A 25,097-nucleotide genomic window follows, 5' to 3' on the forward strand; every position below is an offset into this window, starting at 1 on the left:
GTGTGCCGCGCGGATCCCGGTCATCGCCAATGCCGTGCCTGCTTCGACGGGAGCTCCCGATCCTGCCGCCGATGCGGCGTCTCGGGATGACAGAGAGCAGGCCGGGGGGCGGCGTTGATGGACCGCTTCGTCTCGAACTTCACCAATCGGCTCGACGCCAAGGGGCGTGTCTCGATTCCCGCGAGCTTCCGGTCGGTCCTGACGAAGGACGGCTACGAGGGGCTCTACGTCCATCCAGCCCTGGATCTCGAGGCGCTCGACGCGGGAGGCCATGCCCTGCGCGCGACCATCGACGACATCCTGTCGCGCTTCTCGCCTTTCTCGGACGAATGGGAATCGCTGTCGACGGCGCTGAACGGCACCTCGGAGGTGCTGAAGGTCGACCCGGAAGGGCGGATCATGCTCAGCGAGACGCTGCGGGCGCATGCCGGCATCCAGGATGCCGTGACCTTTGTCGGCCATGGCCACAAGTTCCAGATCTGGGAGCCCGCACGGTTCCAGGCGCATCTCGACACGGCGCGGGCCCGGCTGCGCGACGTCAAGCGCAGCCTCGGCTCGCGGAGTGCGGATTCCATAAAGGCATCGGACACATGACGGATCGCGGCAGTCGCGATGGCGGCGCCGTTGGCGGACCGGCCCGTCATGTGCCGGTGCTGATGACGGAGGCGCTCGACGCGCTCGCGCTCAAGCCGGGCGGGCGCTATCTCGACGGCACCTTCGGCGCGGGCGGCTATGCGCGAGCCCTGCTCGAGCGCGCTCCGGAGGCGAGCCTGCTTGCGCTCGACCGCGATCCGACGGCCGTCGCCGGCGGGGCCGACCTGGTCGCGGCGATGAACGGGCGCCTGACGATCTCGCAGGCGCGTTTCGGCGAGCTGGCGCAGGAGGCCGCGCGCTTCAAGATGGTGCCGCTCGACGGCGTGGTGCTCGATATCGGCGTGTCCTCGATGCAGATCGACGAGGCCGGGCGCGGCTTCTCCTTCCGCTTCGACGGTCCGCTCGACATGCGCATGGGTTCGGACGGGCAAAGCGCCGCCGATCTCGTCAACGAGGCCGAGGAAGGCCTGCTCGCCAATATCTTCTACCATTACGGCGAGGAGCGGCGCTCGCGGGCCGTGGCGCGCGCCGTGATCGAAGCCAGGCGCAAGGCGCCGCTGACCACCACCAAGCAGCTCGCCGATCTCGTGGCCGGCATCGTCAGGGCGGAGCCCGGCGGCGCCCATCCGGCGACGCGGGTCTTCCAGGCGCTGCGCATCGCGGTCAATGACGAGCTCGGCGAGCTGGTGCAGGCCCTGCACGCCGCCGAGGCGGTGCTCGCGCCGGGCGGGCGGCTCGCCGTCGTCACCTTCCATTCGCTCGAGGACCGGATCGTCAAGCAGTTCCTGACGACGCGCTCGGGTCGCGCGCCTGCCGCCTCGCGCCACGCGCCGGCGACGGTCGCGCCGGTCGCGACCTTCAGCCTCGTCACGAAGGGCGCGGTCGCACCGTCCGAAGAGGAGATGCGGGCCAATCCGCGGGCCCGTTCGGCCAAGCTGCGCGCCGCGGAACGGACCGCCGCCGACGCCCGCCCTGCCGAGCCGGAGCTCGTGGCGCTCGCGAGCGTCCCCCAACCGCAGCCGCGCCGGAGATCCTGAGGATGATCAAGCTCCTGCATGTGATCGCCATCGGCGCGCTCGTCTCCTCGGCGCTCTATGCCTACACGATCAAATACGAGACGACGCTCGAAGCCGAGCAGCTGCAGAAGCTCAAGGGCAAGGCGCAGCGTGAGCGCGACGCGATCGCCGTGCTGAAGGCCGAATGGCAATATCTCAACCGGCCGGACCGGCTGCAGGCGCTGGCGGACCGCCATCTCGACCTCCAGCCGCTGGCGATCAACCAGATCGTGCGCGTCTCCGACATCCCGAATCGTGGCCCGAAGGTCGATTCCATCGGCCGCAAGCTTGCCGATCTCGGCCTCGGGCTGCCGACCGAGACCCCCAAGGACCGCAAGGCGAGCGGTGTCACAACGCCCGGAGGCCGGCCATGACCGAAGCTCAGGTCTCCGCAGCCCGCCCGGAGCAGGCAGAGCAGGGCCAGGAAGCCGCGCCAAGCAGCCGACTGGCCTTCCTGCGCGATGTCTTCCGGATGAGCGGCGAGAAGAGCCAGCCGCGCGTCGGCCTCGTCATCCTGGGCTTCTCGGCCCTGTTCATCGCGATCACCGGGCGGCTGGTGATGCTCGCGACCCTGCCGAACGAGCAGGTCGGCCTGCGCCGCGCGACCTCGAACGCGATCTCGGCGGCGCGGCCCGATATCGTCGACCGCAACGGCGTCGTGCTGGCGACCGATGTGCGCTCGGTCTCGGTCTTCGCCGAACCGCGCAACATCATCGACAAGGACGAGGCGACGGAGCTGCTGACGGCAGTCCTGCCCGATCTCAACGCCAAGGAATTGCGCGACAAGCTCGGCACCAGGAAGGGTTTCGTCTGGGTCAAGCGCGAGATCACGCCGCGCCAGCAGCAGGAGGTGCATAGGCTCGGCATCCCCGGCGTCGGCTTCGTGCCCGAGAACAAGCGGGTCTATCCGAACGGGCCGGCGGCCGCGCATGTGCTCGGCTTCGCCAATATCGACAATGTCGGCATCGCCGGCATCGAGAAATACATCGACTCGCAAGGCCTGCAGGACCTCAACGGCGCCGGTCTCGCGACCCAGGCCTCCGACCTGAAGCCGGTGGTGCTGTCGATCGACCTGCGCGTCCAGCACCTGCTGCGCGACGAGCTGATCAAGGGCATGGAGAAATACCGCGCGCTCGCGGCGGCCGGCGCCATCATGGACGTCAATACCGGCGAGATGATCGCCGCCGCCTCGCTGCCCGACTACGATCCGAGCAACCCGGTCGATGCCCAGGAAAAAGACCGGATCAACCGCATCAATGTCGGCGTCTACGAGATGGGCTCGACCTTCAAGGCGCTGACCGTGGCGATGGCGCTGGATTCCGGCAAGGCCAATATCAACTCCACCTATTCGACGGCCGGCGGCATGATGCGCTTCGGCCGCCAGGTCATCCGCGAATATCACGGCACGGGCCGGACCCTGACGGTTCCCGAGGTCTTCGTGCACTCGTCGAACATGGGCTCGGTGAAGATGGCGCTCTCGGTCGGCGTCGAGGGCCACAAGGCCTTCCTGCGCAAGATGGCGCAGCTCGACCGCATGCGCACGGAACTGCCCGAGAGCGCCGAGCCGATCCTCCCGCCGCGTTGGGGCGAGCTCAACACCGCCACCATCGCCTTCGGCCACGGCCTCGCCGTAGCGCCGATCCAGGCGCTGGCCGCCGTCGGCGCGCTGGTCAATGGCGGCAAGCTGATGACGCCGACCTATATCAAGCGTGCTCCGGACGACGCGGAACGTGCTTCGGTGCGCGTCATCAAGCCCGAGACCTCGGAGGCGATGCGCTACATCATGCGCCTCAACGGCGAACGCGGTTCGGCCCGGAAGGCCGACGTCCCCGGCTATTTCGTCGGCGGCAAGACCGGCACGGCCGAAAAGGTCATCAACGGCCGCTACGCCAAGAACAAGAATTTTACGACCTTCATGGCGATCGTGCCTGCGGACAAGCCGCGCTACCTCTTCCTTGCGATCTATGACGAGCCTAAAGGCTATGCCGAGAGCGGCGGTTATTCGACCGCGGCCTGGAATGCCGGCGTCACCACCGGCAAGCTCGTCGAGCGTGCGGCGCCGATCCTCGGACTGCCGCCGCGCTTCGAGCCGCCGACCGCGCCGTTCCCGCTGATGGCGCGGCTCGGCGCCTGGGGTTCGCGCTAGAGCCCGTTCCGATCGATTTGCACTGCAAGCTGATCGGGAAAACGGTCTCTGAACTAAAAGCGAGAGACGGACGAGGACTATGGGACAACGCGGTTTCAGCCTCGGCCAGCTTTTCCCCGGGGCGTTTCCCGAGGACGCGGCCCGGCCGGTCTCGGGCGTCGCTGCCGACAGCCGCAAAGTCGGTGAGGGCGACGTCTTCGTCGCGCTCGCCGGGGCGAAGGCGGATGGCGCGCGCTTCGTCGCGGACGCGGTCGCGCGCGGCGCCGTCGCGATCGTCTCCGATCAGCCCCGGCCGGCGGATCTCGCCGCCGGCATAGCCTATGGCGTCGTGGCCGAGCCCAGGCTGGCGCTAGCCCAGGCGGCGGCGCGGATCCATCCGGGCCAGCCCGGAACAATCGTCGCGGTGACCGGCACGAGCGGAAAATCCTCGGTGGCCGATTTCACCCGCCAGATCTTCAGCGCGCTCGGCCATGAGGCGGCGAGCCTCGGCACGATCGGCGTCGTCACCTCCAAGGGGGCCGATTACGGCTCGCTGACGACGCCGGATCCGCTCTCGCTGCATCAGTCGCTCGACCGGCTGGCCGGCGACGGCGTGACCCATCTCGCCATGGAAGCGTCCTCGCACGGGCTCGACCAGCACCGTCTCGACGGCGTCAGGCTCAAGGCCGGCGCCTTCCTCAACCTGGGGCACGACCATCTCGACTATCATCCCAGCGTCGAGGCCTATCTCGAAGCCAAGCTGCGGCTCTGGGAGCTGCTGCCGGAGGGCGCACCGGCGGTGGTCAACCGTGACGAGCCCTATTCCGCCGAAGCCGCCGCCGCCGCGCAGGCGAGCCGCCACCCGATGATCGGCGTCGGCCGGGCGGGCGAGACGATCAGGCTTCTCGACGTGGCGCGCGAGGGTTTCTCGCAGCGTCTCTCCTTGCGGACGCAGGCGGGCGAGATGGAGGTCGTCCTGCCGCTGGTCGGCGATTTCATGGCCGGCAACGCGCTCGTCGCCGCCGGCCTCGCCATCGCCGCGGGTGAGGATGAGGAGGCGGCGCTGTCCGCGATCTCGGGGCTGCGCGGCGTCGCCGGACGGCTCGAGCGCGTCGGCGAGGTCAATGGCGGGCTCGTCGTCGTCGACTATGCCCACAAGCCCGACGCGCTGGCAGCGGTGCTCTCGACGCTCCGGCCCTATGCGAGCGGCCGGCTGATCTGCGTCTTCGGCTGCGGTGGCGACCGCGACCGCGGCAAGCGCCCGATCATGGGCCGGATCGCCGCCGAGAAGGCCGATATCGCCATCGTCACCGACGACAACCCGCGCAGCGAGGACCCGGCCGCGATCCGCGCCGAGATCCTGGCGGCGGCGCCCGGCCTGCGCGAGATCGGCGACCGCACCGAGGCCATCCGTGTCGCGGTCGGCATGATCGGGCCCGGCGATCTTCTGGTGGTGGCCGGAAAAGGCCATGAAACCGGCCAGATCGTGGGCGATCGGACCTTGCCCTTCTCCGATCACGACGTGGTGCGGACGGCCATCGCGGAGATCGAGGAATGAGCGGCGAAGCTTTGTGGTCCGGGGAGCGTCTCATTGGCGCGATGGAGGCCCGGCTGGTCGGCGACGTGCCTGCCGCCGTGACAGGGGCCTCGATCGACACGCGCACGCTGCAGCCCGGCGACGCCTTCTTCGCGATCAGGGGCGAGGCACGCGACGGGCATGACTTCGTCGAGGCCGCGCTGGCCAAGGGCGCCGCGCTCGCGGTGGTCGATGAGGCGCATGCCGGGAGCTTTGCGGGGCAGGGCGCCCTGGCGGTCGTGCCCGATGTCCTGCGCGCCATGGAAAAGGCCGGCATGGCGCGGCGCGCCGAGCTCAAGGCCGGCGTCGTGGCGGTGACCGGCTCGGTCGGCAAGACCGGCACCAAGGAGGCGCTCAGGCTGGTGCTGTCGCGGCAGGGGCAGACCCATGCCCCGGTCGCATCCTATAACAACCATTGGGGCGTGCCGCTGACCCTGACGCGCACGCCGGCCTCGGTGCGCTACGGCGTCTACGAGATCGGCATGAACAGCCCCGGTGAGATTCTGCCGCTCGCGATGATGGTCGCGCCCGATGTGGCGATCGTCACCACCGTGCAGCCGGTGCATCTCGCCGCCTTTGACTCGGTCGAGGGCATCGCCGTCGAGAAGGCCGCGATCTTCACCGGGCTGAAGCCGGGCGGAACCGCCATCGTCAATGCAGACATCGCGCAGGCCGCGCTGCTGCGGGAGCTCGCCGAAAAAAGCCCCGCCGGCCGGATCATCTCCTTCGGCGAGAGCGCCGAGGCGGATGTCAGGCTGGTCTCCTGCTCGCTGAAGCCCGACGTCTCGACTGTCGACGCGATTGTGCTGGGCAAGCCGGTGGCCTACAGGCTCGGCAGCCCGGGCAGGCATATCGTGCTGAATTCGCTCGCCGTTCTGGCGGCGGTCGAGGCGCTTGGGGCCGATCTCGCTTTGGCGGCGCTGGCGCTTGGCGACCTGACGCCGCCGGCCGGGCGCGGCGCCAGCCAGGTCCTGAATGCGCCGTCCGGCCCGTTCACGCTGATCGACGAAAGCTATAACGGCAACCCGGCCTCAATGCGCGCCGCGATCGAGAATCTCGGGCGCATCCCGGTGAGCGGACGCGGGCGGCGGTTCGCGGTGCTCGGCGACATGCTGGAGCTCGGCCCGCGCGGCCCGGAACTGCATGAAGGCCTGGCCGATGCCATCACCGGAAACGGCATTGACAAGGTCTTTGCCTGCGGAACGTTGATGCGCGGCCTCTATGACAGCTTGCCATCCGCCCTCAGAGGCGCTTATGCCCCGCAGTCGAGCGGGCTTGCGCCGCTCGTCCTGGATGCGATCCGGACCGGCGACGTCGTCACGGTCAAGGGCTCGCTGAGTTCCCGCATGGGCGAGGTCGTCAAGGCCATCACAGCCCGTTTCCCTGCTGTGCCTGCCGACGACTGAGACAAGAGGACACCCCTGCCGATGCTGGTCTGGCTTGCCGATTTTTCCGGCGCCTTCCCGATCCTGAACGTGTTCCGCTACATCACGTTCCGGGCCGGCGGCGCGACCGCGACCGCGCTGCTCTTCGTCTTCTTCTTCGGTCCCGCTGCCATCTCCTGGCTGCGCATCAAGCAGGGCAAGGGCCAGCCGATCCGCACCGACGGGCCGGAATCGCATCTCGCCAAGCGTGGCACGCCGACCATGGGTGGGCTGATGATCCTGTCGGGCCTGTTCGCCGCCGTCCTGCTCTGGGGCAACCTGCGCAATCCTTATGTCTGGATCGTGCTGTTCGTGACCGTGACCTTCGGCGCGATCGGGTTCTATGACGATTTCCTCAAGGTCACGAAGCAGTCGCACAAGGGCTTCTCGGGCAAGGCGCGGCTGACGCTGGAGATGCTCATCGCGCTCGCCGCCTGCGCGGCGGTCATGAATGTCGGGCCGCCGGCGATCTCGTCCGGCTTCGCCATGCCCTTCCTGAAGGAACTGGTGATTCCGCTCGGCCTGCTGTTCCCGGTGGTCACGGCCTTCGTCGTGGTCGGCGCCGGCAACGCGGTCAACCTGACGGACGGGCTCGACGGGCTGGCGATCGTGCCGGTGATGATCGCGGCCGGGACCTTCGGCTTCATCTCCTACCTGACCGGCAACGCGATCTTCGCCAATTACCTGCAGATCCACCATGTGCCGGGCGCCGGCGAGCTCTCGGTGATCTGCGGTGCGGTGATCGGCGCCGGTCTCGGCTTTCTCTGGTTCAATGCCCCGCCGGCGCAGATCTTCATGGGCGACACCGGCTCGCTCGGCCTGGGCGGCCTGCTCGGCGTCATCGCGGTCGCGACCAAGCATGAGATCGTGCTCGCCATCGTCGGCGGCCTTTTCGTCCTGGAAGCGCTCTCGGTGATCATCCAGGTCTTCGTCTTCAAGCGCACGGGCAAGCGCGTCTTCCTGATGGCGCCGATCCACCATCATTTCGAGAAGCTGGGCTGGACCGAGCCGCAGGTGGTGATCCGGTTCTGGATCATTTCCGTGGTGCTGGCGCTGATCGGCCTCGCCACGCTGAAGCTGCGCTGATCATGCTACCCGTCACGGTCTTCGCCGGGCGCAAGGTCGCCCTGTTCGGCCTCGGCGGCTCGGGGCTGGCGACGGCGCGCGCGCTGATCGCGGGCGGCGCCGAGGTCGCGGCCTGGGACGACAAGGCCGAGAGCCGCGAGAAGGCAGCGACTGAGGGTATCGCGATCGTCGATCTGACGCAGGCGGACTGGTCGAGCTTCGCCAGCTTCGTGCTGTCGCCCGGCGTGCCACTGACGCATCCGCAGCCGCATTGGTCGGTCGGAAAGGCGCAGGGCGCCGGCGTCGAGATCATCGGCGATATCGAGCTGTTCTTCCGCGAGCGCGCCAGGGTCGCCCCGAAGGCGCCGGTGGTCTGCATCACCGGCACCAATGGCAAATCGACCACGACGGCGCTGATCGCCCATGTCCTGCGCCAAGCGGGCCGCGACGTGCAGATGGGCGGCAATATCGGCACGGCCGTCCTCGCTCTGGAGCCGCCGGCCGACGACCGCATCCATGTCGTCGAATGCTCGACCTTCCAGATCGACCTGACGCCGTCGCTCAAGCCCACGGTCGGCATCCAGATGAACCTGACGCCCGATCATCTCGACCGGCACGGCACGCTTCAAGCCTATGCCGCGATCAAGGAGCGCATGGTCGCGTCCGCCGATATCGCCATTGTCGGTGTCGATGACGAGCCGTCCAAGCAGATGGCCCGCCGGCGCGCCGCGTCCGGTCGCCCGCTGGTCAGGATCAGCGGCGAGCAGCCGCTCGACGAGGGCGTCTTCGCCGGCGTCACCGCCAATGAAGGCAAGCTCGACACGCGCATTGTGTCGGTCAGGGACGGCAAGCCGCGCGTGGTCGCCAATCTCGCCGGCATCGGCTCGCTGCGCGGCTCGCATAATGCCCAGAACGCGGCGGCGGCCTTTGCCGCCTGCTCGGCGCTCGGGCTCTCGGACGACGAGATCGCGGCCGGCTTCCGGAGCTATCCCGGGCTCGCCCATCGCATGGAGGAGCTCGGCCGCATCGGCCGCGTCGTCTTCATCAACGATTCCAAGGCGACCAATGCCGATTCGACGGAAAAGGCGCTGACCTCCTTCCGCGACATCTTCTGGATCCTTGGCGGCAAGGCCAAGGAGGGCGGCATCGAGAGCCTGCGGCGCTATTTCCCGAACATCGCCAAGGCCTATCTGATCGGTGCGGCGTCCGACGCCTTCGCTACGACTTTCGACGCCGATGGCCGCGTCACCTATGAGCGCAGCGGCACGCTCGACCTCGCCGTCGCCGCGGCCGCACGCGATGCGGCGGCGCATGGCGGGGATGCGGAGATCGCGGTGCTGCTTTCGCCGGCTTGTGCATCCTACGACCAGTTCCCCAATTTCGAGGTCCGGGGCGACGCTTTTCGCACGCTGGTGGCGGCGCTGCCGGGGTTCGAGGCGGTCGCGGGCCGCTAGCTCCCGGTTCGTCATTGCGAGGAGCGTAAGCGACGAAGCAATCCAGGGGGGACGTAGAGCTCTGCCGCCCCTGGATTGCTTCGCTGCGCTCGCAATGACGGTTCAGCCGAACTGAGCCCCTGTCGAACCGTGATAGGTTGGGCCCATCATCAGGAGCCGCGCCCATGCCCAAGATCGATGTCACTGCCGTGCCGGAGCGCAAGGGTTCGGGCTACCCGAAGCCCTTCGATACCCCCTGCGCCGAGCGCATTCGCAAGCGGCTCGGCAATGCCGGCGGCTTGAGCGATTTCGGCGTCAATCTCATGCGACTGCCGCCCGGGAACTGGTCGAGCCAGCGCCACTGGCATTCGCATGAGGACGAGTTCGTCTATCTGCTCGAAGGTGAGCTGGTTCTGGTCGAGGACGATGGCGAGACGGTGCTGCGGGCCGGCGATTGCGCCGCCTTCGCCAAGAACAGCGGCAACGGCCATCACATGATCAACCGGTCGGGCAAGGTCGCGGTCTATCTCGAAGTCGGCACGCGGGCCCCCGCCGACGTGACGACCTGCTCCGACATCGACATGATGAGCGCCAATGCCGACGGGCGCTTCGTGCACAAGGACGGGAGGCCCTATCCCGCGCCTTGAGCCGCCGGAGGAGGTAGCGGGGAGATCAAGGCTCGCCGCGAAACCCGACGATCGGAATCAATCGGTTAACCATTCATTGACAGAGTGATTCGCCCGGGCGGCGCGTTGTTGGTGCCGTGCGGCTTATGGAGCCTGAACCATGGTCTCGCGCGCGGAACCCAGTCTCAGCGGTCGCTGGTGGTGGTCGATCGACCGCGTCATCCTGACGACACTGGTTGCCCTGATGGTCTCCGGCGTCGTGCTGCTGATGGCTGGCGGCCCGCCGGTGGCGGAGCGGCTCGGGCTCTCGACCTTCCATTTCGTCAACCGGCAAGCGCTCTACCTGGTGGCGGCCTTCGCCATCTTCCTCGCCACCTCCTTCCTGACACCGCGGCAGGTCCGGCGCGCGGCGCTGCTGATCTTCGTGGTCTCGCTGGCGATGGTGGTGGCGACGCTCTATCTCGGCGTCGAGGTCAAGGGCGCGCGGCGCTGGCTGACACTGGGCCCGCTCGGCTCGATCCAGCCTTCGGAATTCCTGAAGCCGGCCTTCGTGGTGCTCGCCGCCTGGGCCTTCGCGGAAGGCACGCGCCGGCCCGACCTGCCGGGCACCACACTCGCCTTCCTGCTGCTGCCGGCGACGATCGTGCCGCTCGTGCTCCAGCCCGATTTCGGCCAGACCGTGCTGATCAGCCTGGTCTGGGGCGGGCTGTTCTTCGTGGCGGGCCTGCACTGGTTCTGGGTGATCGGGCTCGGCGGGGCGGGCATGGGTGGTGTGCTCGTCGCCTACCAGCTCATCCCGCATGTGCGCGCCCGCATCGAACGCTTCATGGACAAGGGCTCGGGCGACACTTTTCAGATCGACACGGCGCTGGAAAGCTTCGCGCAGGGCGGCTGGTTCGGCAAAGGGCCGGGCGAGGGCACGGTGAAGCGCATCCTGCCCGACGCGCATACCGACTTCATCTTCGCGGTCACGGCCGAGGAGTTCGGCATCGTCGTCTGCATCGTCCTGGTCGCGCTGTTCGCGCTGATCGTGCTGCGCGCGCTCTTCGTGGCGCAGCGCGCCGAGGATCCATTCGTGCGGCTGGCGGTCACCGGGCTCGCCCTGCTCTTCGGCGTGCAGGCCGCGATCAACATGATGGTCAATCTCCACATGATGCCGGCCAAGGGCATGACCTTGCCCTTCATTTCCTATGGCGGCTCCTCGCTGCTCTCGCTGGCGCTCGGTACCGGCTTCCTGCTGGCGCTGACCCGCAAACGACCGCGCGCCGAGGGTTTTGGCGAATTCGGACGCTGACGAAGATGGCAAAAGCTCCGCTCGTCGTTCTCGCGGCCGGCGGCACCGGCGGTCACCTCTTTCCCGCCGAGGCGCTGAGCCATGCCCTGGCCAGGCTCGGCGCCCGGGTCGCGCTCGTCACCGACACGCGGGCGGTCGAGTATGCCGGCGGCTTCCCGGCCGAATCCGTGCACCCGGTCCCGGCCGCCACTCCGTCCGGCCGCTCGCCGCTGAAAATGGCCGGCGCGGCGCTGGAGCTGACCAAGGGTCTTTTCGTCGCGCGGCGCGTGATCAAGGCCCTCCAGCCCGCGATCGTCGTCGGCTTCGGCGGCTATCCGACGGTGCCGCCCGTGCTCGCCGCCTCGCTGATGGGCGTGAAGACGATGGTGCACGAGCAGAATGCCGTGATCGGCCGGGCCAACCGCTTCCTGGCGGGGCGTGTCCACACCATCGCGACCGGCTTCGCCGAGGTCGGCGGGCTCGACGGCGCGCGTGCCGCGAAGTGCCGGCAGGTCGGCAACCCGGTGCGGCCGGCGGTGATCGACGCGGTCTCGCCCTATCCCGACCCGACGACGGGGCCGCTCAGGCTGCTGGTCTTCGGCGGTAGCCAGGGCGCCCGGATCATGGCCGACATCGTGCCGCCGGCGATCCAGCTGCTGACGCCGGAGGAGCGCGCTCGCCTTCATATCATGCAGCAGGCGCGTGCCGAGGATGACGAGCGGGTGCGCCGGATCTATGCCGGGCTCGGCGTGGCGGCGGAGATCGAGCCCTTCTTCAAGGACATGCCGGCCCGCATGGCGGCGTCGCATCTCGTGGTGGCGCGCTCGGGCGCCTCGACGATCGCCGAGCTGACCGTGATCGGGCGCCCTTCCATCCTGGTGCCGCTGCCGGGCGCGCTCGACCAGGACCAGGCCGCCAATGCGGCGGTGCTGGAACGGGCGGGCGGAACCATCCGCATCCTGCAGCCCGATTTCACGCCGCGCCGGCTGGCGGGCGAGCTTTCTGCCCTGATCTCCGAGCCCGGGCGCTTGACTGCCCTGGCCGCGAGCGCCAAGAGCGCCGGCATCCCTGATGCCGCCGACCGACTCGCCCGCCTCGTCATCGAGGTCGCGGGTCTCAAATCCCACGGAGACGCCTGAGCCATGAAGCTGCCGCCGAAACTCGGCTCCATCCATTTCGTCGGCATCGGCGGCATCGGCATGTCCGGTATCGCCGAGGTGCTGCATAATCTCGGCTACAAGGTCCAGGGCTCGGACGCTTCCGACAACGCCAATGTCCGCCGCCTGGCCGACAAGGGCATCAAGACCTTCATCGGGCATGCGGCCGAGAACATCGCGGATTCCGAGGTCGTGGTCGTCTCGACCGCGATCAGGCGCGACAATCCCGAACTCACCGCGGCGCGCGAGCAGCGCCTGCCGGTCGTGCGCCGGGCCGAGATGCTGGCCGAGCTGATGCGGCTGAAATCCTGCGTCGCCGTCGCCGGCACCCATGGCAAGACCACGACGACCTCGCTGGTCGCGACGCTGCTGGAGAAGGGCGGGCTCGACCCGACGGTGATCAATGGCGGCATCATCAACGCCTACGGCACCAATGCGCGCATGGGCGAGAGCGACTGGATGGTCGTCGAGGCCGACGAATCGGACGGCACCTTCCTGAAGCTGCCGGCCGACGTGGCGATCGTCACCAATATCGATCCCGAGCATCTCGACCACTTCAAGACCTTCGACGCGATCAAGGAGGCCTTCCGCTCCTTCGTCGAGAACCTGCCCTTCTACGGCTTCGCCGTGATGTGCATCGATCATCCGACCGTGCAGGGTCTGGTCGGGCAGATCGAGGACCGGCGCGTCGTCACCTATGGCGAGAACCCGCAGGCCGATTTCCGGCTGATCGACATCGACCTGTCCGGCGGGCAGGCCCGGTTCACGCTGCTGATCCGCGACCGCAAGCGCGGCCGCGACGAGGTGGTGCGCGACCTTCTGATGCCGATGCCCGGCCACCACAACGCGCTCAACGCCACCGCCGCGATCGCGGTCGCCTATGATCTCGGCATCCCGGTCGAGACGATCCGCGAGGGGCTTGCCGGTTTCGGCGGGGTCAAGCGCCGCTTCACCAAGACCGGTGAATGGAACGGCGCGCTGATCTTCGACGATTACGGCCATCACCCGGTCGAGATCGCGGCCGTGCTCAAGGCGGCGCGCGCCTCGACCAAGAGCAAGGTCATCGCCATTGTCCAGCCGCATCGCTATACCCGGCTCTCCAGCCTGTTCGACGATTTCGCCGCCTGTTTCAACGATGCCGACACGGTGATCGTGGCCGACACCTACGCCGCCGGCGAGGCGCCGATTCCGGGCGCCGATCGCGACAGCCTGGTCTCCGGCATCAAGGCCCGCGGCCATCGCCATGCGCTGGCGCTGGAGGCGCCCGAGAACCTCGCCGGCATGGTCGCGGAGCTGGCCGGGCCGGGCGACTATGTCGTGCTGCTCGGCGCGGGCAACATCACGCAATGGGCCTATGCGCTGCCGGGGGAGCTGGCGGCGCTCTCTTGAATCCTTCTCCCCTCGGGGGAGAAGGTGTCTGCGAAGCAGACGGATGAGGGAAGGGCGTGCTGGAGCGCAATAATTCGACGGAGACGCTCGACTTCGCCCGCGATCACCGTCGCGAGCCCACGCGGGCCGAAGCCGCATTCTGGCAAGCGGTCCGTGGCCGCCGCTTCAATGGCCTGAAGTTCAAGCGCCAAATGTCGATCGGGCCGTTCATCGCCGATTTCTGCTGCTTCGAATATCGGTTGATCGTCGAGCTCGACGGTGAACCCCATGCTACGGATGATGCGCGCATCCGAGACGCGCGGCGCGACGCCTTCCTGCGGCATGAGGGCTATCTGGTCTTGCGCTTTCCCAACGAGCGCGTTCTAGGAAACCTCGAATTCGTGCTGCGTGAGATCATGGAAACCATCGGCCTCGCCAGACTTCCCTCATCCGACCCGGCTTCGCCGGGCCACCTTCTCCCCCGAGGGGAGAAGGAGTAGCGCGAGCCTCGCCATGCCGTTTCCCGACATCACCCCCGATCTTCGCGCCGCCGCGCCCGAGCTGCGCGGCCGGCTCCTCGCCAACCAGGAGATGGCGGGGCTGACCTGGTTCCGCGTCGGCGGGCCGGCGCAGGCGCTGTTCACCCCGGCCGACGAGGCTGATCTGGCCTATCTGCTGTCGACGCTGCCCGCCGAGACGCCGGTCACCGTGGTCGGGCTCGGCTCGAACCTGATCGTGCGCGACGGCGGCATTCCCGGCGTCGTCATTCGCCTCGGCGGCAAGGGTTTTGGCGAGATCGCGCTGGAGGAGGGCGACCGGCTGCGCAGCGGCACGGCGGTTCCCGACGTGAAGGTGGCGCGCGCGGCGGCCGACGCCTCGCTCGACGGACTCGCCTTCTATCGCGGCATCCCCGGCTGCATCGGCGGGGCGCTGCGCATGAATGCCGGCGCCCATGGCGGCGAGACGACCGATGTCCTCGTCGAGGCGCGCGGCGTCACCCGCAAGGGCGAGATCGTCACGCTCTCGCATGCGCAGATGGGCTTCACCTATCGCAACAGCGCGGCCGCGACGGCCGAGATCATCTTCACCTCGGCGCTGTTCCAGGGGCGGCCGGGCGATCAGGCCGCGATCCAGGCCGAGATGGACCGGGTGACGGCGGCGCGCGAGGCGGCGCAGCCGATCAAGGAGCGCACCGGCGGCTCGACCTTCAAGAATCCGCAAGGCGGCAAGGCCTGGCAGCTGATCGACGCTGCCGGCTGCCGGGGCCTGCGGGTCGGCGGCGCGCAGGTTTCCGAGATGCATTGCAACTTCCTGATCAATACCGGTGGGGCGACCGCGGCCGATATCGAGGGGCTGGGCGAGGAGGTCCGCCGGCGGGTCAAGGAGAGCTCCGGCTACGAGCTGCACTGGGAGATCAAGCGGCTCGGCGTCGCGGCCTGAACCGAGGATCTTAACCTTCCATTAACCATCACTGGTCGAGGTTCGGCGCATCACGCGGAGCAGGGACCAGCATGACCACACACGTCGCAGTTCTGATGGGCGGATGGTCGGTCGAGCGCGAGGTCAGCCTCAATAGCGGCGCGGCCTGCGCCAGGGCGCTGGAGAGCGTCGGCTACCGCGTCACCCGCATCGAAGCGCAGCGCGACATCGCCACGGTCCTCGACACGCTCCGGCCCGACGTCGCCTTCAACGCGTTGCATGGCCGCTACGGCGAGGACGGCACGATCCAGGGCATGCTCGAGATCCTGCGCATTCCCTATACCCATTCCGGCGTGCTCGCCTCGGCGCTCGCCATCCGCAAGGACAAGGCCAAGATGGTCGCGGCTGCCGCCGGCGTGCCGGTCGCGCACGGGCTCAACGTCTCGCGCTTCGAGGCCGCCAAGAAGCATGTCCTGCCGCCGCCCTATGTGCTGAAGCCGATCGACGAGGGCTCCTCCGTCGGCGTCGTCATCGTCAAGAAGGGGCGCGAGCACCCGCCGCAGGAGATCGCGCGCGAGGATTGGCCCTGCGGGGAGATGCTGCTGGCCGAAACCTTCATTTCCGGCCGGGAGCTGACCTGCGCCGTGATGGGCGGCAAATCGCTGGGTGTGACGGAAATACAAGCCGCTACGGGCGAGTTCTACGACTATGACGCGAAGTACGCGAAAGGTGGATCGATCCACATCTGCCCGGCTCAAATTTTACCGAAAATTTACCAGCAGATCGAAGAGTGTGCGTTAACGGCGCATCAAGCAATCGGGTGCCGGGGCGTCAGCCGTTCTGACTTCCGCTACGACGACGAGACTGACACGCTCGTCTGGTTGGAGGTCAACACGCAGCCCGGCATGACCGAAACCAGCCTGGTGCCCGAATTGGCTGCCCACGCGGGCCTGAACTTCGGTGAGCTCGTCAAATGGATGGTGGAGGACGCCTCCCTCGATCGATGAAAGCGGTGGCGGTGGCCAAGCGCTCGTCGATGCCGGCCGTCGTGCCGCAACTGCTGGTCGGTGAGCGTTCGCGCCGCTGGTTCCGGTCGTCGCGGCGCAGTGCCGTGCCGCTGGCGCAGCGCATGCCGCAACGGATCGGCACCTGGCTGGCGCTGGGTTTCCTCGGATTGAGCATTGGAACGGGCTGCGTGCTGGGTGGACATATCGACAGGCTGCAGGAGACCTATGGCGCGCCGCGGGACATGCTGGCGCGGGTGGTCGGTCTCGGCGTCGACCGGGTGACGATCTCGGGCCTGACGGAACTGTCGGAGATCGAGGTCCTGGTCGCCGCGGGAATCGACACCAAGACCTCGCTCGCCTTCTTCGACGCCGACGAGGCGCGCCGCCGGCTGGAGGCGACGCCGCTGATTCGCCAGGCGACCGTGCGCAAGCTCTATCCCGGCGAGATCGCGATCACCCTGACCGAGCGCGAGCCCTATGCGCTCTGGCAGGTGAAGGGCGAGCTCTTCCTGATCGCCGCCGACGGCACCGTGATCGACAAGATGGACGATGGCCGCTTCGTCAACCTGCCGCTGGTCGTCGGCGCCGACGCGAACAACCGCGCCAGCGAATATCTCAAGCTGCTCGCGGATGCCGGGTCGCTGGCGCCGCGCATCCGCGCCGGCAGCCTCGTCGCCGGCCGGCGCTGGAACCTGAAGCTCGACAACGGCATGGATATCCGCCTGCCGGAGACCGCGCCTGCCGACGCGCTGAAGCGGCTCGCCGGCCTCGAGAGCGATTTCCATCTGCTCGACAAGGATCTGCTGGCCATCGACCTGCGCCAGCCGGACCGGGTCGTGATGCGCCTGACGGAAGAGGGCGCCGCCGCCCGCGCCGAACAGCTCAAGACAAAGACCAAGAAGAAGGGAGGCGAGGCGTGAACTTCACCTCCCAGGGCCTGACGCCGCGGATGCGGCCGCTCTCGTCGCGCAAGAGCGCGACCTTGTCGATTCTGGACATCGGCACCAGCAAGGTCGTCTGCCTCATCGCCGAGCTCAACCCGGCCGAGGCGAACGAGCGGCTGCGCGGGCGCACCCATGTCGCCCGCATCATCGGCATCGGCCACCAGCGCTCGCTCGGGGTGAAGGGCGGCGCGATCATCGATCTCGAGAATGCCGAACGCGCCATCCGCGCCGCCGTCGACGCGGCCGAGCGCATGGCCAAGGTCGAGGTGCAGTCGGTCATCGTCAACCTGACCGGCGGCCGCATCGGCTCGCAGCATTATGCGGCGAGCGTCGACCTGCGCGGCGGCTCCGTCAGCGATTCGGATGTGAAACGGGTGCTGGCGGTCGCGGCGACGCACGCGATCCGGCCCGGCAGGGCGGTGCTGCATGCGCTCCCGACCGGCTATGCGCTCGACGGGCTGCCCGGCGTGCTCGATCCGCGCGGCCTGGTCGGCGGCAAGCTCTCGGTCGACATGCATGTCGTCGCCGCCGAGGCGGCCGCGGCCCGCAACGTCATGCTCGCAGTCGAGCGCTGCCACCTCGAAATCGAGGCGGTCGTAGCGACACCCTATGCGTCGGGCTTGTCCGTGCTGGTCGACGACGAGGCCGAGATGGGCGTCGTCACCGTCGACATGGGCGGCGGCACCACCAGCATCGGCGTCTTCGCCGGCGGCCACCTGATGCATGCCGACGCCATCGCCGTCGGCGGCAATCACATCACCATGGACGTGGCGCGCGGCCTCTCGACCCGGGTGTCGGCGGCCGAGCGCCTGAAGACCCTGCATGGCTCGGCCATCGCCAGCGCCTCCGACGAGCGCGACATGATCTCGGTGCCGCAGGTCGACGACGACGAGCGTGACACGCCGAACCATCTCGCCAAGTCGCATCTCGTGCGGATCATCAAGCCGCGCGTCGAGGAGATCGTCGAGCTGGTGCGCGACCGGCTGAACGCCGCGGGCTTCTCGGCCCAGGCCGGACGGCGGGTGGTGCTCACCGGCGGGGCCTGCCAGCTCACCGGATTGGCGGAAGTGGCGCGCCGCGTCCTCGGCGGGCAGGTCCGCACCGGGCGCCCGCTCGGCATCAAGGGATTGCCGGAGGCGGGCAAGGGCCCGGCCTTCGCCGCGGCGGTCGGCCTGCTGGTCTATCCGCAGGTGGCGCATGTCGAACATTTCGAGCCGCGTGCGAGCGGCGCTTACTTCGCAACGGGTACGGACGGGTATTTCTCGCGTGTCGGGCGTTGGCTGAAAGAGAGTTTCTGAGGGTATCGGCCCGGGCGGCGCGGCGTCGCTCCGGACCAAGAGTAACAACGTAGCAATCGGGACGGCACCCGCCAGGCGCCGGACAAGGATCAAGAAGAGGCAACCATGGCGATGAATCTGCAAGCCCCAGACATCCGGGAACTCAAGCCCCGAATCACCGTGTTCGGCGTCGGCGGTGCCGGCGGCAACGCCGTCAACAACATGATCGAGGCCGGTCTCGACGGCGTCGATTTCGTCGTCGCCAACACCGACGCGCAGGCGCTGGCGCTCTCCCGAGCCTCCCGCATCGTGCAGATGGGCCTGCAGGTCACCGAGGGTCTCGGGGCAGGCTCCCAGCCCGAGGTCGGGCGCGCCGCCGCCGAGGAGGTGATCGACGAGATCCGCGATCATCTCGCCGGCGCGCACATGGTCTTCATCACCGCCGGCATGGGCGGCGGCACCGGTACCGGCGCTGCGCCCGCGATCGCCCGCGTCGCCCGCGACATGGGCATCCTGACCGTCGGCGTCGTCACCAAGCCGTTCCAGTTCGAGGGCCATCGCCGCATGCGCATGGCGGAGGCCGGCATCGGCGAGCTGAACGAGGCCGTCGACACGCTGATCGTGATCCCGAACCAGAACCTCTTCCGCGTCGCCAACGAGACCACCGGCTTCGCCGACGCCTTCGGCATGGCCGACCAGGTTCTTTACTCGGGCGTCGCCTGCATCACCGACCTGATGGTGCGGCCCGGCCTGATCAATCTCGACTTCGCCGACGTGCGCGCCGTGATGCGCGGCATGGGCAAGGCGATGATGGGCACCGGCGAGGCGCAGGGCGAGAAGCGCGCGCTGACCGCGGCCCAGGCCGCGATCAACAACCCGCTGCTCGACGACGTCTCGATGAAGGGCGCGCGCGGCCTGCTGATCTCGATCACCGGCGGGCGCGACATGAAGCTCTACGAGGTCGACGAGGCCGCCACCCGCATCCGCGAGGAGGTCGATTCCGAGGCCAACATCATCGTCGGCGCCACCTTCGACGAATCGCTCGAAGGCGTCGTGCGCGTCTCGGTCGTCGCGACCGGCATCGACAAGCCGATCTCGACCCAGGCAGAGATGGACGACACCGAGGCCCGCATCGCCCAGGTCGCCGAGCGGCTCAAGGCCGAGGCGCGCCTGCGCAACACCAGCGCCGCGCCCCGTCCCGCCACCGTGCCGGCCCATGCCGACCCGGTGATGGACCATCGCGCGCCGGTGAATGTCGACACCATGCGCCCGGCCGCCATCGCGCAGCCGAGCCTGCCCGAGGATGTCCGCATCGAGCCGGCGCAGCCGCGCCCGGTGATCGCGGCCACGCCGATCGTCGAGCCGGTCATGCTCGAGGAGCCGGTGCTGCGCCCCGACGACAGCTTCATCGCCCCGGCCCCCGAGCGGGCCCTGGTCCGGCCGACGCGGATGCCGCGGATCGAGGACCTGCCGATGCCGGCGCAGAACCAGATCGCAGCCAGCCGTGGCGTGCAACCCGTGCCGCAGCCGCCAGCCTCGGCGGACCAGAAGCGCATGTCGCTGATGCAGCGGCTCGCCTCGGTCGGCTTCGGCCGCAAGGACGAGGAGGCGGCCGAGCCGCAGCCGGCGCCGGTGCGTCAGGCGCCGCCGCCGGTCCAGGCCGCCGCGCCGGCTCCGAGCCCGGCCCATGCCGAATATATGCGCCGGCCGGCCCAGCCCGCCTCGCGTCCGGCCCAGGGGCAGCTCGACCAGCTTGGCCGCACTGCACCGAATCGCGCCAGCGAGGAGGATCAGCTCGAGATTCCGGCCTTCCTCCGCCGGCAGGCGAACTGACCGCCGCACCGATTGCGAAGACGTTGTAACAGAGCCCGGGGCGGCCGCCCGCCCCGGGCTCTGTTTACGTTTGAAAAACTATATATCTCAATGGGATGATTAGGGATTACTGCTTGAGTGCCGTTGTTACAGAGCGAAAGAAAGCGTGATTTTGTCGACCTCTCCCTAAGGGGTATGTTGCACTCGCTCAAAAGGGGCATGACGGCACAGGCAACCGCCCGGCGCCGACCCAGAGAAAGGATCGCAGACGATTTCAGGCAGCCCGCCTTCTTGCGCCGCCGTGTCGTTCGCGTTCGAGATTGGATACCGGAATGAACTTTGATCGGCAGACCACCCTCCGCGCGCCCGTGTCCCTGCAAGGTATCGGCGTTCATTCCGGAGCTCCCGCCGGAATCTGCCTCAAGCCTTCCAGCGCGAACTCCGGCATCGTCTTCCTCCGCAAGGAGGCCGAGGGCGGCCCCTCCCATCTCATCCACGCCCGCCACACCAAGGTCAGCGCCACTGAGCTGTGCACGGTGATCGGCGATCGCTCGGGCGCGTCGGTCTCCACGATCGAGCATCTGATGTCGGCTTGCACCGGCCTTGGGCTCGACAATGTGCTGATCGAGATCGACGGGCCGGAAATGCCGATCATGGACGGCAGCGCGGCCGAGTTCGTCGCCGCGATCGAGGCGACCGGCATCGTCGCGCTCGGCGCCACCCGCCGCTATCTTAAGATCCTGCAGCCGGTGCGCGTCGAGAACGGGCGCGCCTTCGCCGAGCTCGTCCCCTTCGACGACGGCTTCCGCCTCGATGTCGAGATCGATTTCGACACGCCGGTGATCGGCCGTCAGCGCAAGGTCTTCGACCTCGAGCCGGTGGCCTATGCCGGCGAGATTTCGCGTGCGCGGACCTTCGGTTTCATGCGCGAGGTCGAGCAGCTCTGGAAGGCCGGCTTCGCGCTCGGCGCCTCGCTCGATAACACCGTCGCGATCGGCGACGACAAGGTGGTCAATCCCGAGGGCCTGCGCTACGCGGACGAGTTCGTGCGCCACAAGGTGCTCGACGCGGTCGGCGATCTCGCGCTGGCCGGCTACCCGATTCTCGGCGAGTTCCGCTCCTATTGCGGCGGGCATCGCCTGAACGTGCGCATCCTGGAAGCGCTGTTCGCGGATCGTGCGAATTACGCGGTGATCGAGGCCGAGCCGGTCTATGCCCATCGCGCCACGCAGATGGCGGCGGCTGCGCCCGCGGCCTTCGCGCCGGATCTGAACTGAACTTCACAGGCAGACCGCCCGCGCCTTGCATTCGCCCGGTTTATGTCGAATGCAGCGGAAGCTTCGCATGTTCGTAACCTGCCTTTCGACGGTAGCGTGTGCGCTGCGTCTGAGGTAAAGGCATCCTTCGCCATCTTGCGGTGACGATCGAAAGAGGACGAGCGACGTGAGCGTCATGCGGCTGAACACCCCGATTTCCCAAAGCGCCCGACCGATGCGGAAGGGTTTTGCCCTCACGCTCGGCGTCGCCTTGCTGCTCGGCGGCTGCGACACGCTGTCCTCGCTGAACCCGTTCGATCGGCCCGAGGTCTATAAGCCCGAGATCGTGGCGGACGTGCCGGCCGACAAGCTCTACAACGAGGGTCTCGCCCGCGCCCAGAACGGCGACAGCGAAGGCGCCGTCAAGAAATTCGAGGAAATCGACAAGAACGCGCCGTTCTCGCCCTATGCGAAGCGGGGCCTGATCATGACCGCCTATACCAATTATAATGCGTCGAAATGGGAGGAGGCGATCACTGCCTCCAAGCGCTTCCTGGCGCAGAACCCGGCCAGCCCGGATGCGGCCTATGCGCAGTACATCCTGGCGATGTCGTATTACAACCAGATCCCCGACGCGACGCGCGACCAGGAGCGCACCAATCTCGCGCTCGCGGCGATGCAGCAGCTGCTCGACCGCTACCCGAAGTCGGAATATGTGCTCGACGTGAAGGAAAAGATGCTGGTGGCGCGCGACCAGCTCGCCGGCAAGGAGATGAATGTCGGGCGCTACTATCTCGAGAAGCGCAACTATACCGGCGCGGTGAACCGCTTCCGCGACGTGATCACCAAGTATCAGACCACCCGCCATGTCGAGGAGGCGCTGATGCGCCTGACCGAGGCCTATATGGCGCTGGGCATCACCAACGAGGCGCAGACGGCGGCGGCCGTGCTCGGGCACAACTTCCCCGACAGCCCGTGGTACAAGGACTCCTACACGCTGCTGCAGAGCGGCGGCCTCGAGCCCCGCGAGGATCGCGGCTCCTATATCAGCCGGCTGTTCAACGGCTTCACCCGGTCGGTCATCGGCCTCGTACGCTGACCGAACAGGCGATGGGCGGGCTGATGGACCGCATGACCCTTCCCTCGATCGCCCGCTGAGCGCCATGCTGGCGCAGCTCTCGATCCGTGACATCGTCCTGATCGATCGGCTCGATCTGGCTTTCGGCGTGGGACTGAGCGTGCTGACCGGCGAGACCGGCGCCGGCAAGTCGATCCTGCTCGATGGCTTCGCGCTCGCGCTCGGCGGCCGCGGCGATGGTGGCCTGGTGCGCCATGGCGAGGCTCAGGGCCAGGTCAGCGCGGTCTTCGACCTGCCGCTCGACCATCCCGCCCGCAAGCTGGCGCAGGCGCAGGAAATCGACACCGACGGCGACCTGATCCTGCGCCGCGTGCAATATGCCGATGGCAGGACCCGCGCCTTCGTCAACGACCAGCCGGTGAGCGTCCAGATCCTGCGGATGATCGGCGCGGCGATCGTCGAGATCCATGGCCAGCACGATGACCGGGCGCTGACCGACGCCGCCCAGCACCGCACGATCCTCGACGGGTTCGGCGGTCTCGACAAACAGGCGGGCGCGACAGCGGCGGCGAGCGACATCCTGAAGCGGGCGCGGCAGGCGCTCCAGACCCAGCGCATCCGCGTCGAGGCCGCGCGCAAGGAGGCCGATTTCCTGCGCCATGCCGTGGCCGAACTCGGAAAGCTCGCGCCCGAGCAAGGCGAGGAAGAGGCGCTCGCCACCCGGCGCCAGGGCATGATGCAGGCGGAGAAGGTGACGCGGGACCTTGCCGACGCCTATGAGGCCGTCGGCGGTGATGGGTCGCCGGTTCCAGCCCTGGCGGCGGTGCTGCGGCGGCTGGAGCGGCGCGGCGCGCAGGCTCCCGAACTCGTCGACCCGTCCTCGGCTGCGCTGAACACGGCGATCGTTGCGCTCGAAGAGGCGGGCGAGGCGCTCGCGGCGGCGGTGCGTGCCGCCGAATACGATCCCCAGGAGCAGGAACGCGTCGAGGAACGCCTGTTCGCGCTACGGGCGGCGGGGCGCAAGTTCGACGTGCCGGTCGATGCCCTGGCCGATCTCGCGGCGCGGATGAGCGCCGACCTGGCCGAGCTCGACGAGAGCGAAGGCTCGCTCGCCCGGCTCGAGGCCGAGCTGGCCGAGGCGGAGGCCAGCTACCTGTCGCAGGCGCGGGCCCTGTCCGCGGCCCGCCACGAGGCGGCTTCCAGGCTCGACAAGGCGGTCAAGGCCGAGCTGCCGCCGCTGAAGCTCGAACGCGCCCGTTTCATCACCCAGATCGACAGCGACGAGACGGCGCGCGGCCCGGAAGGCTTCGACCGGGTCGAGTTCTGGGTCGAGACCAATCCCGGCACGCGCCCGGGCCCGATGATGAAGGTGGCCTCCGGCGGCGAGCTCTCGCGTTTCATGCTGGCGCTCAAGGTCGTGCTGGCCGAGCGCGGCTCGGCTCCGACGCTGGTCTTCGACGAGATCGACACCGGCGTCGGCGGCGCGGTCGCCGATGCGATCGGCGAGCGGCTGGCGCGGCTGGCGCGGCAGGTCCAGGTGATTTCCGTGACGCATGCGCCGCAGGTCGCGGCCAAGGCCGGCCGGCATTTCCTGATCTCGAAATCGGCCCTGCAGGACGATGCGGCGGCGCGGACGGTGACCCGCGTCCTGCCGCTGGAGGATCAGACGCGGCGCGAGGAGATCGCCAGGATGCTGGCGGGGGCGAGCATCACGGAAGAGGCGCGGGCGGCGGCCGGGCGGCTTTTGGGCGCCGCCGGAGTGCGGGTCTGAGGCCGATCAGGCCGGGATCAGTTCGTAGCCCGGGCCATTCCCGACGACGCGCCTGAAGCCTTCGATATGACCGCCCGACACGAGCCAGCCTTCGCGCGCGGAGCGCGCGAGGACGGAGCGGCGCGAGGCGAGGGCGGTGGCGGCGTCGAAATCATAGACGAAGCCGATCTCCGGATCCGAGGCCTGCAGGTCGGACAGATGCAGCGCATCGCCCCAGAGCATGAGGCTCTCCTCGCCTTCGATCAGATAGCCGCTATGGCCGAAGGTATGGCCGGGGAGCGGGATCAACGCGATACCGGGGCGCACGGCGCCGGCCGGAACGGGGCTGATGCGGCCGGCATAATGCTTCCTCAAGGTCGCCGCGATGGCAAAACCGCCCTGCTTGTTCTGCGGCGTCCGCGCGCGGTTGGCCTCGTCTCCGAAGAAGCCGAGATCGGCCTCTGGCACGATGATCCCGGCATTGGGGAAGCGGGCGCGATCGCCGTCGAAGAGGCCGAGGGCATGGTCGCCGTGCAGATGCGTGATCAAGACATGCTCGACCTGCTCGGGAGCAATGCCCGCGCTCGCCATGGCGGCGGGCGCATGCCCCATCGCTTCGCCCCAGGAGGGGCCGGTTCCGGCATCGACGAGGGTGATCCCGTCGGCACCCTTCAGGACGAAGCAGTTGACCGCGATGCTGACCTTCGGCTTGCCCCAGCGCGCCACGGCCTCGTCGCGGGCGGCCTGGCCTTCGGCATGGATCAGGACGTCGAGCGGTGCCTCGAATATCCCATCGTGAAGCGTGCGCACCTGGTAGGAGCCAAAACCTCGCCAAGTCTCGTTCATGCCCGCTATCCT

22 protein-coding genes are annotated in these 25,097 nt (G+C 68.4%); 21 read left to right on the plus strand and 1 reads right to left on the minus strand.

Annotation, left to right across the window (positions count from 1 at the left end; translation table 11 throughout):
- Positions 1-117: 117 nt before the first annotated feature.
- The 21 genes from ACTIF2_RS08100 to recN all read left to right on the plus strand — a co-directional run bounded on the left by ACTIF2_RS08100 (position 118) and on the right by recN (position 24,260).
- Positions 118-594, plus strand: coding sequence for a division/cell wall cluster transcriptional repressor MraZ (locus ACTIF2_RS08100; RefSeq protein WP_439496545.1), 477 nt, complete (start codon positions 118-120; stop codon positions 592-594).
- Positions 591-1,631, plus strand: coding sequence for a 16S rRNA (cytosine(1402)-N(4))-methyltransferase RsmH (gene rsmH / locus ACTIF2_RS08105; protein WP_439496546.1), 1,041 nt, complete (start codon positions 591-593; stop codon positions 1,629-1,631). Before ACTIF2_RS08100 ends, rsmH begins: the two co-directional genes overlap by 4 nt.
- 2 nt (positions 1,632-1,633) lie before the next feature.
- Positions 1,634-2,023: a cell division protein FtsL gene (gene ftsL, locus ACTIF2_RS08110; protein ID WP_439496547.1), complete on the plus strand. Its 390-nt coding sequence runs from the start codon at positions 1,634-1,636 to the stop codon at positions 2,021-2,023.
- Positions 2,020-3,795: a peptidoglycan D,D-transpeptidase FtsI family protein gene (locus ACTIF2_RS08115; RefSeq protein ID WP_439496548.1), complete on the plus strand. Its 1,776-nt coding sequence runs from the start codon at positions 2,020-2,022 to the stop codon at positions 3,793-3,795. Before ftsL ends, ACTIF2_RS08115 begins: the two co-directional genes overlap by 4 nt.
- Before the next feature lie 79 nt (positions 3,796-3,874).
- Entirely contained in the window at positions 3,875-5,332 is a 1,458-nt protein-coding gene (locus ACTIF2_RS08120) for a UDP-N-acetylmuramoyl-L-alanyl-D-glutamate--2,6-diaminopimelate ligase (protein ID WP_439496549.1), read from the plus strand.
- Complete coding sequence (locus ACTIF2_RS08125) at positions 5,329-6,756, plus strand: UDP-N-acetylmuramoylalanyl-D-glutamyl-2,6-diaminopimelate--D-alanyl-D-alanine ligase (RefSeq protein WP_439496550.1); 1,428 nt, start codon at positions 5,329-5,331, stop codon at positions 6,754-6,756. Before ACTIF2_RS08120 ends, ACTIF2_RS08125 begins: the two co-directional genes overlap by 4 nt.
- Positions 6,757-6,777: 21 nt before the next feature.
- On the plus strand, positions 6,778-7,860 hold the full coding sequence (gene mraY / locus ACTIF2_RS08130; RefSeq protein ID WP_439496551.1) for a phospho-N-acetylmuramoyl-pentapeptide-transferase: 1,083 nt from the start codon (positions 6,778-6,780) through the stop codon (positions 7,858-7,860).
- 2 nt (positions 7,861-7,862) lie between these two features.
- Positions 7,863-9,293 carry a UDP-N-acetylmuramoyl-L-alanine--D-glutamate ligase gene (murD, locus tag ACTIF2_RS08135; RefSeq protein ID WP_439496552.1) on the plus strand — a complete coding sequence of 477 codons (1,431 nt, stop codon included), beginning with the start codon at positions 7,863-7,865 and terminating at the stop codon, positions 9,291-9,293.
- A 164-nt stretch (positions 9,294-9,457) separates the two neighbouring features.
- Entirely contained in the window at positions 9,458-9,919 is a 462-nt protein-coding gene (locus ACTIF2_RS08140) for a cupin domain-containing protein (protein WP_439496553.1), read from the plus strand.
- 139 nt (positions 9,920-10,058) lie between these two features.
- The gene (locus ACTIF2_RS08145; protein ID WP_439496554.1) at positions 10,059-11,192 is read left to right on the plus strand and encodes an FtsW/RodA/SpoVE family cell cycle protein; all 1,134 of its coding nucleotides are present in this window, start codon (positions 10,059-10,061) and stop codon (positions 11,190-11,192) included.
- 5 nt (positions 11,193-11,197) lie between these two features.
- On the plus strand, positions 11,198-12,310 hold the full coding sequence (murG, locus tag ACTIF2_RS08150) for an undecaprenyldiphospho-muramoylpentapeptide beta-N-acetylglucosaminyltransferase (RefSeq protein WP_439496555.1): 1,113 nt from the start codon (positions 11,198-11,200) through the stop codon (positions 12,308-12,310).
- A 3-nt stretch (positions 12,311-12,313) separates the two neighbouring features.
- Complete coding sequence (gene murC / locus ACTIF2_RS08155) at positions 12,314-13,717, plus strand: UDP-N-acetylmuramate--L-alanine ligase (protein WP_439496556.1); 1,404 nt, start codon at positions 12,314-12,316, stop codon at positions 13,715-13,717.
- A 56-nt stretch (positions 13,718-13,773) separates the two neighbouring features.
- Positions 13,774-14,196 carry an endonuclease domain-containing protein gene (locus tag ACTIF2_RS08160; RefSeq protein ID WP_439496557.1) on the plus strand — a complete coding sequence of 141 codons (423 nt, stop codon included), beginning with the start codon at positions 13,774-13,776 and terminating at the stop codon, positions 14,194-14,196.
- A 13-nt stretch (positions 14,197-14,209) separates the two neighbouring features.
- Positions 14,210-15,136, plus strand: coding sequence for a UDP-N-acetylmuramate dehydrogenase (murB, locus tag ACTIF2_RS08165; RefSeq protein ID WP_439496558.1), 927 nt, complete (start codon positions 14,210-14,212; stop codon positions 15,134-15,136).
- A gap of 71 nt (positions 15,137-15,207) precedes the next feature.
- A complete protein-coding gene (locus ACTIF2_RS08170; protein ID WP_439496559.1) occupies positions 15,208-16,122 on the plus strand; it encodes a D-alanine--D-alanine ligase in 915 nt (304 codons plus the stop codon).
- Entirely contained in the window at positions 16,089-17,042 is a 954-nt protein-coding gene (locus tag ACTIF2_RS08175) for a cell division protein FtsQ/DivIB (RefSeq protein ID WP_439496560.1), read from the plus strand. The genes ACTIF2_RS08170 and ACTIF2_RS08175 overlap by 34 nt, the downstream gene beginning before the upstream one ends.
- Before the next feature lie 29 nt (positions 17,043-17,071).
- A complete protein-coding gene (gene ftsA / locus ACTIF2_RS08180; RefSeq protein ID WP_439496916.1) occupies positions 17,072-18,364 on the plus strand; it encodes a cell division protein FtsA in 1,293 nt (430 codons plus the stop codon).
- Between the two features lie 105 nt (positions 18,365-18,469).
- Complete coding sequence (gene ftsZ, locus ACTIF2_RS08185) at positions 18,470-20,176, plus strand: cell division protein FtsZ (RefSeq protein ID WP_439496561.1); 1,707 nt, start codon at positions 18,470-18,472, stop codon at positions 20,174-20,176.
- A gap of 311 nt (positions 20,177-20,487) precedes the next feature.
- Positions 20,488-21,432 carry a UDP-3-O-acyl-N-acetylglucosamine deacetylase gene (gene lpxC, locus ACTIF2_RS08190; RefSeq protein ID WP_439496562.1) on the plus strand — a complete coding sequence of 315 codons (945 nt, stop codon included), beginning with the start codon at positions 20,488-20,490 and terminating at the stop codon, positions 21,430-21,432.
- 214 nt (positions 21,433-21,646) lie between these two features.
- Positions 21,647-22,510 (plus strand): outer membrane protein assembly factor BamD, encoded by an 864-nt coding sequence (locus ACTIF2_RS08195; protein ID WP_439496563.1) that lies wholly within the window; start codon positions 21,647-21,649, stop codon positions 22,508-22,510.
- 64 nt (positions 22,511-22,574) lie between these two features.
- The gene (gene recN / locus ACTIF2_RS08200) at positions 22,575-24,260 is read left to right on the plus strand and encodes a DNA repair protein RecN (protein ID WP_439496564.1); all 1,686 of its coding nucleotides are present in this window, start codon (positions 22,575-22,577) and stop codon (positions 24,258-24,260) included.
- 6 nt (positions 24,261-24,266) lie between these two features.
- Here the strand turns inward: recN and aidB are convergent, their stop codons facing one another.
- Positions 24,267-25,085 carry an AidB family quorum-quenching N-acyl homoserine lactonase gene (gene aidB / locus ACTIF2_RS08205; RefSeq protein WP_439496565.1) on the minus strand — a complete coding sequence of 273 codons (819 nt, stop codon included), beginning with the start codon at positions 25,083-25,085 and terminating at the stop codon, positions 24,267-24,269.
- Between the last annotated feature and the right edge of the window lie 12 nt (positions 25,086-25,097).

Source organism: Allobosea sp., from assembly GCF_051860145.1.
Lineage (GTDB): Bacteria > Pseudomonadota > Alphaproteobacteria > Rhizobiales > Beijerinckiaceae > Allobosea.